Origin of the sequence: Pseudomonas sp. GV105, from assembly GCF_003058185.1 — a bacterium.
Classification (GTDB): domain Bacteria; phylum Pseudomonadota; class Gammaproteobacteria; order Pseudomonadales; family Pseudomonadaceae; genus Aquipseudomonas; species Aquipseudomonas veronii.
Genome location: NZ_QBUF01000002.1, coordinates 174,568 through 189,224, shown reverse-complemented (window position 1 = coordinate 189,224; position 14,657 = coordinate 174,568). Strand labels below are relative to the sequence as shown.

At 60.8% G+C, this 14,657-nt stretch carries 17 protein-coding genes; 9 read left to right on the top strand and 8 right to left on the bottom strand.

What is annotated here, in order from left to right:
* The first annotated feature begins 505 nt into the window (after positions 1 to 505).
* The 4 genes from C8K66_RS04555 to tal all read left to right on the top strand — a co-directional run bounded on the left by C8K66_RS04555 (position 506) and on the right by tal (position 3,227).
* A complete protein-coding gene (locus C8K66_RS04555; RefSeq protein ID WP_017848887.1) occupies positions 506 to 748 on the top strand; it encodes a CopG family ribbon-helix-helix protein in 243 nt (80 codons plus the stop codon).
* Entirely contained in the window at positions 738 to 1,022 is a 285-nt protein-coding gene (locus C8K66_RS04550) for a type II toxin-antitoxin system RelE/ParE family toxin (protein ID WP_017848888.1), read from the top strand. Before C8K66_RS04555 ends, C8K66_RS04550 begins: the two co-directional genes overlap by 11 nt.
* Positions 1,023 to 1,105: 83 nt before the next feature.
* On the top strand, positions 1,106 to 2,092 hold the full coding sequence (gene dusA / locus C8K66_RS04545; RefSeq protein ID WP_108524365.1) for a tRNA dihydrouridine(20/20a) synthase DusA: 987 nt from the start codon (positions 1,106 to 1,108) through the stop codon (positions 2,090 to 2,092).
* Between the two features lie 208 nt (positions 2,093 to 2,300).
* A complete protein-coding gene (tal, locus tag C8K66_RS04540) occupies positions 2,301 to 3,227 on the top strand; it encodes a transaldolase (RefSeq protein WP_017848890.1) in 927 nt (308 codons plus the stop codon).
* A 124-nt stretch (positions 3,228 to 3,351) separates the two neighbouring features.
* Here the strand turns inward: tal and rssC are convergent, their stop codons facing one another.
* Positions 3,352 to 3,834, bottom strand: a complete 483-nt coding sequence (gene rssC / locus C8K66_RS04535) for an anti-sigma factor antagonist RssC (protein ID WP_017848891.1) — start codon at positions 3,832 to 3,834, stop codon at positions 3,352 to 3,354.
* Positions 3,834 to 5,015 (bottom strand): two-component system response regulator RssB, encoded by a 1,182-nt coding sequence (rssB, locus tag C8K66_RS04530; RefSeq protein WP_017848892.1) that lies wholly within the window; start codon positions 5,013 to 5,015, stop codon positions 3,834 to 3,836. The genes rssC and rssB overlap by 1 nt, the downstream gene beginning before the upstream one ends.
* Before the next feature lie 277 nt (positions 5,016 to 5,292).
* On the opposite strand from rssB, the gene C8K66_RS04525 reads away from it, so the two are divergent.
* Entirely contained in the window at positions 5,293 to 5,589 is a 297-nt protein-coding gene (locus C8K66_RS04525; protein ID WP_057003772.1) for a PilZ domain-containing protein, read from the top strand.
* Positions 5,590 to 5,649: 60 nt separating this feature from the next.
* Here C8K66_RS04525 and C8K66_RS04520 read toward each other — a convergent pair whose 3' ends face one another.
* A complete protein-coding gene (locus C8K66_RS04520) occupies positions 5,650 to 6,288 on the bottom strand; it encodes a VacJ family lipoprotein (RefSeq protein WP_371928131.1) in 639 nt (212 codons plus the stop codon).
* A 237-nt stretch (positions 6,289 to 6,525) separates the two neighbouring features.
* Between C8K66_RS04520 and C8K66_RS04515 the strand changes: the two genes are divergently transcribed.
* Positions 6,526 to 7,134 (top strand): phosphatase, encoded by a 609-nt coding sequence (locus C8K66_RS04515; RefSeq protein WP_108524364.1) that lies wholly within the window; start codon positions 6,526 to 6,528, stop codon positions 7,132 to 7,134.
* A gap of 110 nt (positions 7,135 to 7,244) precedes the next feature.
* On the top strand, positions 7,245 to 7,511 hold the full coding sequence (locus C8K66_RS04510) for a DUF4404 family protein (protein WP_108524363.1): 267 nt from the start codon (positions 7,245 to 7,247) through the stop codon (positions 7,509 to 7,511).
* A gap of 135 nt (positions 7,512 to 7,646) precedes the next feature.
* On the opposite strand, the gene queF is transcribed toward C8K66_RS04510, so the two are convergent.
* The gene (queF, locus tag C8K66_RS04505) at positions 7,647 to 8,477 is read right to left on the bottom strand and encodes an NADPH-dependent 7-cyano-7-deazaguanine reductase QueF (protein WP_046490437.1); all 831 of its coding nucleotides are present in this window, start codon (positions 8,475 to 8,477) and stop codon (positions 7,647 to 7,649) included.
* Positions 8,478 to 8,572: 95 nt separating this feature from the next.
* A complete protein-coding gene (locus C8K66_RS04500; RefSeq protein WP_057005004.1) occupies positions 8,573 to 9,112 on the bottom strand; it encodes a plastocyanin/azurin family copper-binding protein in 540 nt (179 codons plus the stop codon).
* 156 nt (positions 9,113 to 9,268) lie between these two features.
* On the opposite strand from C8K66_RS04500, the gene C8K66_RS04495 reads away from it, so the two are divergent.
* Entirely contained in the window at positions 9,269 to 9,949 is a 681-nt protein-coding gene (locus tag C8K66_RS04495) for a heavy metal response regulator transcription factor (protein WP_046384314.1), read from the top strand.
* Positions 9,946 to 11,349 (top strand): heavy metal sensor histidine kinase, encoded by a 1,404-nt coding sequence (locus C8K66_RS04490; protein WP_108524456.1) that lies wholly within the window; start codon positions 9,946 to 9,948, stop codon positions 11,347 to 11,349. Before C8K66_RS04495 ends, C8K66_RS04490 begins: the two co-directional genes overlap by 4 nt.
* 56 nt (positions 11,350 to 11,405) lie before the next feature.
* Here C8K66_RS04490 and C8K66_RS04485 read toward each other — a convergent pair whose 3' ends face one another.
* Genes C8K66_RS04485 through C8K66_RS04475 form a run of 3 tightly spaced genes read right to left on the bottom strand, consistent with a single transcriptional unit; the run spans position 11,406 to position 14,652 of the window.
* Positions 11,406 to 12,650: a lipoprotein-releasing ABC transporter permease subunit gene (locus tag C8K66_RS04485; protein ID WP_046384315.1), complete on the bottom strand. Its 1,245-nt coding sequence runs from the start codon at positions 12,648 to 12,650 to the stop codon at positions 11,406 to 11,408.
* 60 nt (positions 12,651 to 12,710) lie between these two features.
* On the bottom strand, positions 12,711 to 13,394 hold the full coding sequence (gene lolD / locus C8K66_RS04480; RefSeq protein ID WP_017477213.1) for a lipoprotein-releasing ABC transporter ATP-binding protein LolD: 684 nt from the start codon (positions 13,392 to 13,394) through the stop codon (positions 12,711 to 12,713).
* Between the two features lie 7 nt (positions 13,395 to 13,401).
* Entirely contained in the window at positions 13,402 to 14,652 is a 1,251-nt protein-coding gene (locus C8K66_RS04475) for a lipoprotein-releasing ABC transporter permease subunit (protein ID WP_046384316.1), read from the bottom strand.
* Positions 14,653 to 14,657: the final 5 nt, after the last annotated feature.

Sequence of the window (14,657 nt, the reverse complement as noted above, 5' to 3'; positions counted from 1 at the left end):
TCTACGCGAGGTGTCTATCAGTGACACAGCTCAACCTGATCGGCTGAATTGTACGCTAGAGGGGACGTGCCTGAAGACTCAGCCGTTCGTGGCGAGCGTCCGCTATGGATCGACTTCTACCGGTCACGACAGGCAGAAACCGGCCAGAAGGAGTCACTGGACACCTCTGCCGTCAGTCGCTAGCCTCAGCCGTCACTGACATTCAGGTGTCTCACATACAGCCAAAAGTCAGGAGACGGCACACCTATGGCCTACGAAATCCATATGGCGAAAAGAGGACAGATTTATTTATAACATCGCTGAAAAAAAGCTAATCACCAGACAGCAAAAAGCCGCCTCATCACCTGCTAATTATTTTGCCGATATCGAAGTCAGACTACGATACCCGGCACCCGGCTTCGAGCTGGCAGAGTAAAAGCCCAGCCACACCTCACGACGACCTGCTGATTCAACCCAGCGTTCCACGGTGTAAGATGCTCCATAACCTTCCACCTTCGAGGCTGTCATGACCGGGATATCCCTAAACCTGCCGGAAGACCTGTCCAACTCTCTCGCCGACCTGGCCAAAACCAACGGCCAGACTGCGACCTACCTGGCGATGGACGTCCTCCGCGACTACATCGAGCACGAAAAAACGCTAACCGCTCAAATCGAGCTGGCGGTGAAAGAAGCCGACCAGGGCAAATTTGCCACCGATGACCAGGTAGCAGCCATGCGCGCCAGGCGCTGGAGCCGGAATGCGGGTTGAGTGGCTTGAAAAAGCACTCAAAAATCTGGAAGACGAAGCAAACTATATAGCTCTCGAAAACCCCAAAGCAGCTGACGACTTCTCCGATGCCATTTTCGCCAGCGTCGACAAACTGGCGCAGTTTCCCTCTATGGGCCGTGAAGGTCGAGTCACAAACACGCGCGAATGGGCAGTACCCAATTGGTCTTATCTGATCCCCTATCGCATACGCGGTGATCGTCTGCAGATCCTCGGCGTATTCCACACACGGCAACGTCCCCGTTCGAAGTGGTGAATGCCGCGGAACACACCTCCAGCACACCCAAGATCCATCCCTGATAAACTACGCCCCATTCGCCCCGCAAACTCAGATCCCCCATGCCCCTACAAACCACCCTCTTCTCCCGCCGCTTCTCCGTCGCACCCATGATGGACTGGACCGACCGCCACTGCCGGTTCTTCCTGCGCCTGCTCTCCAAACACGCCCTGCTCTACACCGAGATGGTCACCACCGGCGCGATCCTCCACGGCGATCACGAGCGCTTCCTGCGCCACAACGACGCTGAGCACCCGCTCGCCCTCCAACTGGGCGGCAGTGTCCCCGCCGATCTGGCCGCCTGTGCCCGTATGGCCGAGGCCGCGGGTTACGATGAAGTGAACCTGAACGTCGGCTGCCCCAGCGATCGGGTGCAGAACAATATGATCGGCGCGTGTCTGATGGGCCATCCGGCGTTGGTGGCGGATTGTGTGAAGGCGATGCGCGATGCGGTGTCGATTCCGGTGACGGTGAAGCACCGTATCGGGATCAATGGGCGGGACAGTTACGCCCAGTTGTGTGATTTCGTCGGGCAGGTGAAGGACGCGGGGTGTACCAGTTTTACCGTGCATGCGCGGATTGCGATTCTGGAGGGGTTGTCGCCGAAGGAGAATCGCGACATTCCGCCGTTGCGTTATGACGTGGCGGCGCAGTTGAAGCGCGATTTTGCCGAGTTGGAGATTATTCTCAACGGCGGGATCAAGACGCTGGAGCAGTGCCATGAGCATTTGCAGACGTTTGACGGGGTGATGCTGGGCCGGGAGGCTTATCACAATCCGTATTTACTGGCGGAGGTGGATCAGCAGTTGTTTGGCAGCGCGCGGCCGGTGATCAGTCGGGCAGAGGCGTTGGCGCAGTTGCGGCCTTATATCGCGGAGCATTTGGCAAGCGGTGGCTCGATGCATCACATTACGCGGCATGTGCTGGGGTTGGGCACGGGTTTCCCTGGGGCGCGCAAGTTCCGGCAGTTGTTGTCGGTGGATATTCATAAAGCGAGTGACCCGCTGGCGTTGCTGGATCAGGCGGCGGGGTTGTTGGAGGGCCGCTGAAACCGGCGCCCACAGGTTGATCGCAGTGCTCATCGAGCTGTTGGGTTGAACCTGCGGGCGATTTTGCCCTCCTATTTACCAGCAAGGCCAGTCATTCAAACGGCTGTTTTCAGGTTGTTGCCCTCGCAAACGATCGAACGCATTTGCGCCCTTGAGCGCCTGCCAGCGCTCGGGTAATGTCATCAGACCCATAGGACAGAGCACGCTCATGACTTCCAAGCTGGAACAACTCAAACAGTTCACCACCGTCGTCGCCGATACCGGCGATTTTGCGGCCCTCGCCAATCTCAAGCCGCAAGATGCCACCACCAACCCCTCCCTGCTACTCAAGGCCGCGTCGATCCCGGGCTATGCCAAGTTGCTGGATGAGTGCGTGAAGGACTGCAACGGTGATGTCGGCCTGGCCAGCGACCGTTTTGCGGTGGCGGTGGGTCAAGAGATCCTGAAAGTGGTGCCCGGCCGTATCTCCACCGAGGTGGATGCGCGCCTGTCGTTCGACACTGACGCCGTACTCAAGCGCGCGCACCGTCTGATCGACCTGTACGAAAAAGCCGGGGTTGGCCGTGATCGCGTGCTGATCAAGATCGCGTCCACCTGGGAAGGCATCCGCGCGGCGGAGAAGCTGGAAAAAGAAGGCATCCAGACCAACCTGACGCTGCTGTTCTCCTTCGCCCAGGCCGTGGCCTGTGCCGAAGCGGGCGTGTTCCTGATTTCGCCGTTCGTGGGCCGTATCTACGACTGGTACAAGAAAGCCAACGGCAACGACTACACCGGCGCCGACGATCCGGGCGTGCAGTCGGTGACGCGCATCTACAACTACTACAAGGCCAATGGCTACAAGACCGTGGTAATGGGTGCGAGTTTCCGCAACCTGAGCCAGATCGAAGAGCTGGCCGGTTGTGATCGCCTGACCATCAGCCCGGACCTGCTGGAGAAACTGGCGGCCGATACCGGCAAGCTGGAGCGCAAGTTGTCGCCAGGCCATGCCGGTGAAGCGCGGGTGCATCTGACTGAAGCGCAGTTCCGTTGGGAGTCCAACGAGGATGCGATGGCGACCGAGAAGCTGGCCGAGGGGATTCGTCAGTTTGCCCGCGACCAGGAGAAGCTGGAGGCGTTGCTGGCTGCCAAGCTGTAACAGCGGCGGCAGCAAAAAGGGCGGGACCTGTGAGGGTTCCGCCCTTTTTTTGTGTCAATCCGTTAGGCATGTACTGACAGGTCTGGGGCAATCGGAAGCAAGCCCCCTCCCACACCTGGAGAGATCAGTGGCGTTCGAGGGCGTTGACGAGGTCGTGGAAGGCTTCGCGGTTGGACTCGTTCAAGCCCATCAGGATTTTGTGCGCTTCCAGCACCTTGATCCGCACGATTTCCTCGGATTGGTCCTGGGACGGCAGGTCGGTCAGGCATTCCGGGCAGGGGATCGGGCGGTCAACGATGTTGAACACTTGATCGAAGCCCATGGATTGCAGCAGACGGGTGATGTCTTCGTGGGTGGTGACGACAGTGGGCAACAGGCCGACCTTCTGCCGAGACAGAATGGACAACTTGGCCAACAGCCCAAGCGTGGTGCTATCGATGCTGCGGGTTTCGGTCAGATCGATCACGATCGCCGAGAAATTCAGCGCTGTGAAGATCCGCTCAATCGTTGCATCCAGCGCCGAACACAAGGTCAGGCGCACTTCACCGACAAACTTCAGGACAAACGTCCCGTCTTGCTCGGCGAATTGGATTCTTCCGGTACTCATCAAAGATTCCTGCTCAACACCAATAGGGCGATATCATCCGGCATCTCCCCTAGCGTGGCCAATCCAAAAACCTGCCGCAGGCCATCCAGGCTGCCGCCCGCCGACTTGACCCGTTGGGGCAAGGCGGCTTCTTTCTCTTTGAGTGTAGGCTCTGGAAGAAGGTCGAGGATGCCATCGGACATCAGCGTCAGGCTGAAGGTCGGCGGCAGCTCCAGGATGTGGTCTTCGTAGGTGGCTTCATTGAACAAGCCGACGGGCAGACCACGCCCTTCCAGGTAGCGCACACTGTCAGGAGTGTATAAAACCGGCATCGGCAGGTGACCGCCGATGCTGTAGGTCAAAAGACCGGTTTCTTCATCAATCACGCCGCCCACCATCGTCACGTGCTTGCCCAGCTTGCAGCTGATCAGGCCTCGGTTGATGTGGCCCAGCACCTCGGAGGGGGTGAACTCCGGCAAGGTGCCATTGCGCTTGGATTCGAACAGCAGCCGTGTGGTCATGAACTTCAACAACACGGTGACAAATGCCGAGGACGCGCCGTGGCCGGACACGTCGGCCAGATAAAACGCCACCCGCCGCTCATCTACGCGGAAATAGTCGACAAAATCACCCGACAGATACAGCGACGGGATGATCTGGTGCGCAAACTTGAACTCATCGATGGTCCACGGGCTGACCGGCAGCATGTTCATCTGCACCTGGCGACCGGCGTTCTGGTCTTCCTGGAGCAGGTTCAGGCTGGCTTCGAGTTCGCGGTTGGCGGTTTCGAGCTTTTCGCGGTAGCGCTGGTTTTCCACCAGCAGGCGTGCACGATCCAGGGCACGGCGCACCGAGTGCTCCAGCACCGCCAGGTCTTCCAGGGGCTTGATCAGGTAGTCGGCGGCGCCCAGGCGCAGGGCCTCGACGGCATCGTTCATCACCCCGGCACCGGACACGACAATCACCGGCGTCTGCGGAGCAAGCTCGGTCACCTGGCGAATCAGTTCGAGGCCGCCCATCTGGGGCATGCGCAGATCGCAGATCACGAGGTCGGGCTTGTCGCGCTCGAATACCTGGAGACCCTGTTGGCCATTGCTGGCCTGCAGGACGCTGAAGCCACTGTCTTCCAAATAGGCCGCAAGGCTTGCGCGCACTACTTCGTCGTCATCGATTATCAGCAGCGTGGCACTGGTTTTTGGCATGTGGGCAAACGGCGCCAGAATTAGGTTGGCGTAGGCGGCTCGGCAATGGCCGGGCTCACGCTACTGGATTCGCTTTCTAGCCTCTCTGTCCTACAAAGCATAGGCTTTTTGCCCACGCACAAAGGTAAAGCAGAGGTGCCCTTCTAAGGCGCAGACGGTACTCCCATCCGACAGGGGTTTCAAGCTCATGCCGATGGTCGCCGAACGTCTTTACATCGCAAATCACCGGGAGTTATAAGAACAGCCATCACCACAACACAAAGTAAGGATGGAAGCTGTGAGCGAACACGAGCGCGACTACGCTGAAAAGCGCGATTTCATCCGCATGCGAGTGGATGCCAATGTCTCTTTGATCCATGCCGGGCAAGAAATTGACGGGGTTTGCGTGGACCTCTCCAGCTCCGGCATGCAGGTGCAGGCACCTCGCCAGTTCACGGTGGGCGATCTGCTGACCGTGCGTATCGAGTCGGAGCACGCGGCCCTCGCGGGCCTGGAAGCGGACACCCAGGTGGTATGGGCGAAGAACGAGGGCGACGGCCAGCATCTGGGGCTGAAGATCCTGAAAATGCGCTAATACCCGCGCACAAAAAAGGCGACCACATGGTCGCCTTTTTTCGTTTCAAGAGGTCTCGACCTAGAAGTCGTCGACAACCTTGCCGTCCTTGACCTTGAACTCGCGGTTCTGCAGGTAGGCGTTGCGGATGAAGGTGTACTTGTCGCCGGTGATCAACTTCTCGCTGTCGAGCAGGCTGGCACGGGTGTCGACGATGTTCAGGCCGAAGGTGCTGTTGCGCCAGCCGATGTCGTTCATGTAGCGGTACGGTTGGGTGTAGCTGTCCACGTATTTGGACGGCGCGTCGCGCAGGGTGCTTGGGCCCAGCAGCGGCAGCATCACGTAAGGACCGCTGCCGACGCCCCAGTAACCGAGGGTCTGGCCGAAGTCTTCGTCGCTGCGGTGCAGCCCCATTTTGGTGCCGACGTCGATAAAGCCCAGCACGCCGAAGGTGGTGTTCATCAACAGGCGGGCAGTGTCCACGCCGGCCGCGTGTGGCTTGAGTTGCAACACGTTGTTGGCCAGGTTGCCGACATCGCCGATATTGCGGAAGAAGTTGTGCACGCCGTCCTGCACGAATTGCGGGGTCACAAACTGATAGCCTTGGGCCAATGGTTTGAGGGCGTAGGTATCAACGGTGTCGTTGAAGGTGAAGATCGGGCGGTTGATGCTTTCCCATGGATCATCTTCCGACGCGGCCTGTGCGGCGAAAGGGGCCATCAGGATAGCGGCACACACCGAAAACTGAGCGAAGTAGTGGCTCCAGCGCATAGCTTTTGCTCCTTGAATAGTCTGTCATGGGCGCTATGCCCTGAATAAGGCGCCAGTATATGACGGAAGTGTCCTTTTAGGCAGCTGCCAGGAAACGACATACGGAAAATGTACAAAATTCCTACAAACTGTCACGGACTTGTCACGCCACTCCGATAGCGTCGTAGCTATTTCAGGGATGTCGAAATGCCTCACGCCGAGATTGCCGTCGCCACTGCACCCACCTTGACCGCCGTGTTGTTTGGCCTGAGTGGCTGCCTGGTCGATTTCGGTTCCCAGGCGCGCACCGATTCACCCTCCCCGCACGCCGAAGCCACGCCAGGTGCGCTGAAGGTCCTGCGCAGCCTCAAGGAACAAGGCGTGCCCTGCGCCTGGCTGGATGAGCTGCCGCCCTCGGTGACGACCCCGCTGGCCGCTGCGCTGCCCGATTGGCTCAAGGCCGCAGCGCCCTCTAGCATCCGCTGGCCCGCCCCACATGCATGCTGGCAAGCCTTGATGGAATTGAACATCGAACGCCTGGAAGGCTGCGTGCTGGTCAGCGGCGAGCCGCGCCTGCTGCAATCGGGCCTGAATGCCGGGCTGTGGACTATCGGCCTGGCGTCCTGCGGTTCGCTGTGCGGCCTGGCGCCCGAGCAATGGCAGGCACTGACCGACCAACAACGCGAATACAAACGCGGCAAGGCCACCGTGGCGCTGTATGGGCTGGGGGTGCATTCGGTGATCGATCACCTCGGCGAGCTCGGCACCTGCCTGGCAGACATCAGCCTGCGCCAGCTCAAAGGCGAAAAGCCCTGATTGAGATCATGCACAGACGGCGCCGGTAGATTAATCTACAGCTCCTCTCGTAGACCTTTCTCGGCGTGCCGTGGTCTATGCCAGTGCCTATCGATAAAAGGAACAACACCATGCCTGCCCGCGAAAAACTGCAAGAACAGGTCAACATCCTGCGCGAGCAACTGGACCAGGAACCACCGCTGCCAGCCGAAAAACGTGAAGCGCTGGAAGCCTTGCTGGCCAAGTTTGAAGTACAACTTGAACTGGAACCGGCCACCCAGCCGCCCAGCATCGTAGACGATGTGAACCGGGCGGTAGAAGGTTTCGAGTTAGACCACCCAGGCATTGCCGGGACGCTGCGCAATATCGTGATCACCCTGGGCAACATCGGCATTTAGCCCGCGCCCAAACCAAGCACAGAACCAAATGTGGGAGGGGGCTTGCCCCCGATAGCAGTGGGTCAGGCACAGAGACTGTGACTGACACTCCGCTATCGGGGGCAAGCCCCCTCCCACATTGGGTTTGTGTAAAGGTTACTGGCGCGCCAGGCGCAGGTTCTGGAACGGCACCGCCTCAGTACTGCGATACGGGTTGATATCCAACCCACCCCGCCGCACATACCGCGCATATACCGTCAACTTCTCCGGCTTCAGCAGGCGCTGCAGATCCAGGAAGATCCGCTCCACGCACTGCTCATGGAAGTCCGAGTGCTGGCGAAAGCTCACCAGATACTCCAACAGGCTGGCGTGATCCAGCTGTGCGCCGCGGTATTGCACGGCCACGCTGCCCCAGTCGGGCTGGCTGGTGACCGGGCAGTTGGATTTGAGCAGGTGGCTGTACACGCTCTCCTCGACAATGCGCGAGTCATCGCAACGCAGCAGTTCCGGACGCGGATGTTCGTAGTTGCTGACGCTGATATCCAGGTCATCGATGCACACTCCCGGCAACGCCACCACGCCTTCGGCTTCAACCTCGGCCAGGCTGCGCACGCGCACGCCCACCGGCTTGCCGGCAGCAGCGCTGAGGTCGGTGCGCAACGTCGCCTCCAGACTTTGCGTATCGGCAAACACGGTCTGGTTCAGCGAGTTGAGGTACAGCTTGAAGGACTTGGACTCGATGATATTCGGCGAGTCGGCCGCAATGCTGAATTCACCGATGGCCACCACCGGCTTACCCGACGGCAGCAGCCAGGACAGTTCGAAGCAGTTCCAGAAATCCACGCCCGTGTACGGCAGGGTCTCGGCGCTCAGGCCCAGCTCGGCCCATTTCGCGGCGCGCGGAATCGGGAACAGCAACGAAGGGGTGTAGGTGGAGATGTATTCACTGGACTTGCCCAGCGGCGAATGTTCGGCTGCGGGATGCATGGCGGAAACCTGGCTAAATTAACCCCACCAGTCTACCAGCCTTTGCCCCCGCCTCTAACAACCGCCGCATCGACACCGTCAATCGCCGCAGCGGCTCAATCGACGTTGATCTTGCCGACCATGCCCGCCTGGTAGTGCCCGGGAATATTGCAGGCAAACTCCAACCCGGTGGCTTTGCTGAAGGTCCAGGTCAACTCAGCGGTTTTACCCGGTCCGACCAGAACACTGTTGGGATCATCGTGCTTCATCCCGCCCATATTGCCCATATTGCCCATATCGCCGTGCTCCATGGCGCCGTGGTCCATCTTGCCCATGCCGGTGGCGTTCAGCATGCCGCTGGCCTGCATCTGCATCATTTGCTTCTGATGCTCCGCATGCATGGCCGCATCGCCCAGGTTGAACTCATGGAGCAACTGGCCTTTGTTGACCAGCACAAAGCGCACGGTCTCACCGGCCTTTACGTCCAGGGACTTGGGCGAAAAGGACATATCCTGCAGCACCACTTCCACGGTGCGCGTGGCCTTATCGGCAGATGCCGGCTGGCCGAACGCATAGGTGTGGGCCGTGCCGGCCATTGCTCCGACACTCAACGCCAACAGGCAGCCCGCCAACAACAAGGGGGTACGCAATGCCATCTCAATTCTCCAAAGGTGTGGGATCAGTCTGAGGACCACTCTAAGATTGCAGCGCTGCCAGCCAGCTGACTGCTAGATTACAACTTTGTCAGGTTGCGCCCCTCCCCTGGCCACCACGGTATAAAGCCTGACGTGACCCGCCGCCAAGAGCTGCCCATGAAACTGCTGATCGTCGAAGACCAACCCAAAACCGGCCATTACCTGCGCCAAGGCCTGACCGAAGCCGGTTTTACCACCGAGCTGGTGGCCGACGGCACCAGCGGCCAACACTTGGCGCTGACCGGCGATTACGACCTGCTGATCCTCGATGTGATGCTGCCCGGTCGCAATGGTTGGCAGATCCTACAGGCCGTGCGCAGCGCTGGCCTCGACGTCCCGGTGCTGTTTCTCACCGCCCGCGACGCAGTGGAAGACCGCGTACACGGCCTGGAACTGGGCGCCGACGATTATCTGGTCAAGCCGTTCGCCTTCTCCGAACTGCTTGCGCGGGTGCGTAGCCTGTTGCGCCGTGGCAGCAGCGCACCGCAGGAAACCACCCTGCAACTGGCCGACCTGCGCCTGGACCTGATCCGTCGCCGCGTCGAGCGCGACGGCCAGCGCATCGACCTCACCGCCAAGGAGTTCGCCCTGCTCGAACTGCTGCTGCGGCGCCAGGGCGAAGTATTGCCCAAGTCGCTGATCGCGTCCCAGGTGTGGGACATGAACTTTGACAGCGACACCAACATCATCGAAGTGGCGATCCGCCGCCTACGCCTGAAAATCGACGACAACTTCCCCAATAAACTCATCCACACCGTGCGCGGCATGGGTTATGTGCTGGAGGAACGATGCAGTTGATCAAGCGACTGTCCCTGGCCAGCCGCCTGGCCCTGTTGTTTGCGGCCTGCACCGCGGTGGTCTCGTTGCTCGCCGGCGTGCTGTTCAACCGCGCCAGCGAGGCGCATTTTGTCGAGCTGGACCAGCAACTGCTCGAAAGCAAACTGGTGGCGCTGCGCAGCACCTTGCAGGGCGTCGACTCACCGCAGCTATTCGCCCAGCGCGAAGCGCAACTGCGCGCCGAGCTCAATCGTCAGCCCGACCTCGCAGTACGCATCACCGCCGCCGGCCAGCGCTGGTTTGACGGCGCGCCGACCATTGCCCTGCCCGAGTCGCCCGGCCTGCACAGCCTGCAAAACGCCGGCATCGACTACCGCGTGTACAACGCGCCGCTAAGGCCGGGCCAACCCGACTCGCCGCAACTGAGCCTGATGCTCGACATCACCCACCATCAGCACTTCCTGCAACGCATGCAGCATTTGATCTGGCTCACAGTCAGCCTCTCGGCCCTGGCCACCGCGCTGCTCGGCGCCTGGGCGGCGCGCAGCGGGCTGCGACCGTTGCGGCGCATGGGCGAAGTGGCCGCCAGCGTGTCGGCCCACTCCCTGACCCAGCGTTTGCCCGAGCAGGGCATGCCGGTGGAACTGGCGGAACTGGCCCAGGCCTTCAACGCCATGCTGGGCCGACTGGACGACGCGTTCCAGCGCCTCTCGGCGTTCTCCGCCGATATCGCCCACGAACTGCGCACGCCCCTGTCGAACCTGTTGACCCACACCCAAGTCATCCTCACCCAGCCGCGCCCGATGGAGGATTACCGCGAGGCGCTGCACAGCAACCTGGAAGAGTTGCAGTGGATGGCGCAGTTGGTGAACGACATGTTGTACCTGGCCAAGGCCGATCACGGGCTGTTGGCGCCCACGCGCGAACCGTTGAAGCTCGCGGACGAAGTGGACGCGCTGCTGGAGTTCTTCGTCTTGCTGGCGGAAGACGCGCACGTCAGCCTGGTGCGCGAGGGTATGGCTCACACAACCGGCGATCGCGGCATGTTGCGCCGGGCATTGTCGAACCTGCTGGATAACGCGCTGCGCTTTACACCCGCGGGCGGCGAAGTGCGGGTGCATCTGGCGCAGGGCGCACAAGGCGTGACGCTGACAGTGGAGAACAGCGGCGAAGGCATTCCGGCGGAGGTGTTACCGCGGTTGTTCGACCGCTTCTACCGGGCCGACCCGGCGCGGCATGAAGGCAGCAGTGAACACGCGGGGCTGGGGCTGGCGATTACCCAGTCGATTGTGCGGGCGCATGGCGGGCGGATTTATTGCGAGTCTGAGCCGGGGTGGACGCGGTTTGTGATCGAGTTGCCAGGGGGGGTTGATGCAAGCTGTGCCGGCGCTATCGGGAGCAAGCTCCCTCCCACATTTTGAATGTATTCACAGATCAAAATGTGGGAGGGGCTTGCTCCCGATAGCGGTCTTAAATCCTACGAATACCTGAGGGCATGCGCCGGCTCGATCTTCGCCGCCCGATACGCCGGGTAAACCGTGGCCAAAAAGCTCAACACAAACCCGGCCGAGCAGATCAGCAGCACATCCCCACCCTGCAATTGCGAGGGCAGGTTGCTGACGAAGTACACGTCCGAACTGAAGATATGCTGCCCGCTCACGCGCTCCAGCCAACCCACCAGCTCACTGACGTTGAGCGCCGCAATCACGCCCAGCACACCGCCGATCAGGGTGCCGATGATACCGATCACCGTGCCCTGCACCATGAAGATCGCCATGATCTGCCGTGGCGTGGCGCCGATGGTCCGCAGGATCGCGATGTCCGCGCCCTTGTCGTTCACCACCATGATCAACGTGGCAATGATGTTGAACGCCGCCACCGCGACGATCATCAGCAACAGCAGGCCGATCATGGTTTTTTCCATCTTCATCGCGCTGAACAGACTGCCCTGGGTGTGGGTCCAGTCATCCGCCTTGTAGGCCGCACCGAGGCTGGCGGCGATGTCCGCCGAGACCTTGGGCGCCGCGTACAAGTCCTTCACCGCCAGGCGCACGCTCTGCACCTGGTTCGGCTGCCAATGCTGAATTTCTGCGGCGTCGGCCATATGGATCAACGCCATCGAACCGTCCAGCTCGGCGCCGACCTTGAAGATACCGACCACGTTCAATCGCTGCATGCGCGGGGTGATGCCACCCGGCGCACTGCTGATTTCCGGGACGATCAGGGTCAGCTTGTCGCCCACGTTCAGGCGAAAGCGCCGCGCGGTGATTTCACCGACCACCACGCCGAACTCGCCGGGCTTCAAGTCTTCCAGTTTGCCCTGGACGATATGCTGGGCCACGATCGACACCTTGCCTTCCTGGGCCGGGTCGACGCCGCTGATCTCGATCGGCTGCATCGCGCCCTTGTAGGAGAACATACCGTCCATCTGCGTGAACGGTACTGCGGCGGTCACTTCGGGATTCTTCATCGCGGCCGCGGCCACTGGCTGCCAGTTGTCGATCGGGTTCACGCCGACGATGGTGGCGTGAGGCACCATGCCAAGGATGCGCGAGCTCATTTCGCGTTGAAAGCCATTCATCACCGACAACACCACGATCATCGCCAGCACGCCCAGGGCGAGGCCGATCATCGAGGTCATCGAGATAAACGAAACAAAACGGTTGCGGCGCTTGGCGCGGGTATAGCGCGTGCCGATGAAAATCGATAACGGTCTGAACATTCGCTTGCACCGCCTGAAAAAATGAAAAAACCCGGCGTCATGCACCGGGCTTGAAACAGGTCAGATGGCGACCAGATGACCTTCCTGCAGGTGCAGTACGCGGTCCATCTGCCGGGCCATGCTCATGTCATGGGTCACCACCAGGAACGCGGTACGCATCTGGGTGCTCAGTTCGAGCATCAAGTCCTTGATGCCCTGGGCGGTGTGGGAATCGAGGTTGCCGGTCGGCTCGTCGAGCATCACCAGGCCCGGGTTGTTCACCAGGGCACGGGCAATCGCCACACGCTGGCGCTCACCGCCAGACAATTCGGCCGGTTTGTGCTCCAGGCGATGGCCGAGGCCAACGCGCTCCAGCAAAGCCTTGGCACGCTGGCGCGCCTCTGGGATCGCGGTCTTGCCGATCAGCAGCGGCATGCACACGTTTTCCAGGGCGGTGAACTCCGGCAACAGGTGGTGGAACTGGTACACGAAACCCAACGAACGGTTGCGCAGTTGGCCGCGGGCCTTTTCGCCGAGGGCCGAGAGTTCTTCGCCGGCCAGCCACACGCTGCCCTGGGACGGCGTATCGAGGCCGCCCAACAGGTTGAGCAAGGTACTTTTGCCGGAACCGGAACTGCCGACGATCGCCACGCGCTCGCCGGGGTGCAGCTCAAGTTGCAGGTTGGACAACACCACCACCGATTCCGGACCTTCCTCGTAGGACTTGCCCAGGTTGCGGCAGCTCAGGATTGCTTTTTCACTCATGCCCGATTCACTCATAACGTAAGGCCTGTGCTGGCTGGGTACGTGCCGCGCGCCAGGCTGGATACAGGGTGGCAAGGAAACTCAGGACCAACGCAGCGCCGCCCACCATCAGCACGTCCTGGGCCTGAACCTGGGACGGCAAGTAATCGATGAAGTAGACGTCGGCGTTGAGAAACTTGTGGCCGATCAGGGTTTCGAGGCCGGCGATGGCAGCGCTGACGTTGAGCGCCGCCAGAATGCCCAGCGCGGTGCCGATCAAGGTGCCGACCACGCCGATCACCGTGCCCTGCACCATGAAGATCGCCATGATCTGCCCCGGCGTGGCGCCCAGGGTGCGCAGGATGGCGATGTCGCCCTTCTTGTCGTTCACCACCATCACCAGGGTGGAGATGATGTTGAAGGCCGCGACGGCGACGATCAGCAGCAACAGCAGGCCGATCATGGCTTTTTCCATGCGGATGGCCTGGTACAGGTTGCCGTGGGTACGGGTCCAGTCACGGGCGTAGTACTGGTTTTCACCCAGGTGCTGGGCGATTTCCCAGGCGCCGCGCGGGGCGTCGAACAAATCGTTGAACTTCAGGCGCAGGCCCTGCACCTGATCCGGCTTCCAGCGATGCAGACGCGCCAGGTCGGTGAGGTTGGTCAGGCCGAGGTAGCCGTCGATCTCGCCAGCGCCGACGTGGAAGGTGCCGACCACGGTAAAGCGCTTCATGCGCGGAAACATGCCGGCCGGGGTCACGGTGACTTCCGGGGCGACGAAGGTCAGCTTGTCGCCGATGCCCACGCCGAGCTTGGCCGCGGCCTTGTCGCCGATGACGATACCGAAGCTGCCGGGCGCCAGGTCGTCAAGTTTGCCCTGCAGCATGAACTTGTCGATGATCGAGACCTTGCGCTCCTGGACCGGGTCGATGGCATTGAGCAGGATTTTCTGCACCTTGCCGTCATTGGTCAGCAACCCTTGCATCTGGGTGAACGGCGCCACGGCCACGACCTTGGGGTTCTGCTTGACCTTGTCGGCCAGGCTTTGCCAGTCGCTGATCGGTTCACCCGACTCGATGGTCGCGTGGGGCACCATGCCCAGCACGCGGGTACGCATCTCATGATCGAAGCCGTTCATCACCGACAACACCACGATCATCACGACCACGCCAAGGGCGAGACCGATCATCGAGGTCAAGGAAATGAACGACACAAAATGATTGCGACGCTTTGCACGGGTATAACGCGTGCCAATAAATACGAAGAGAGGTCTGAACATGTCGG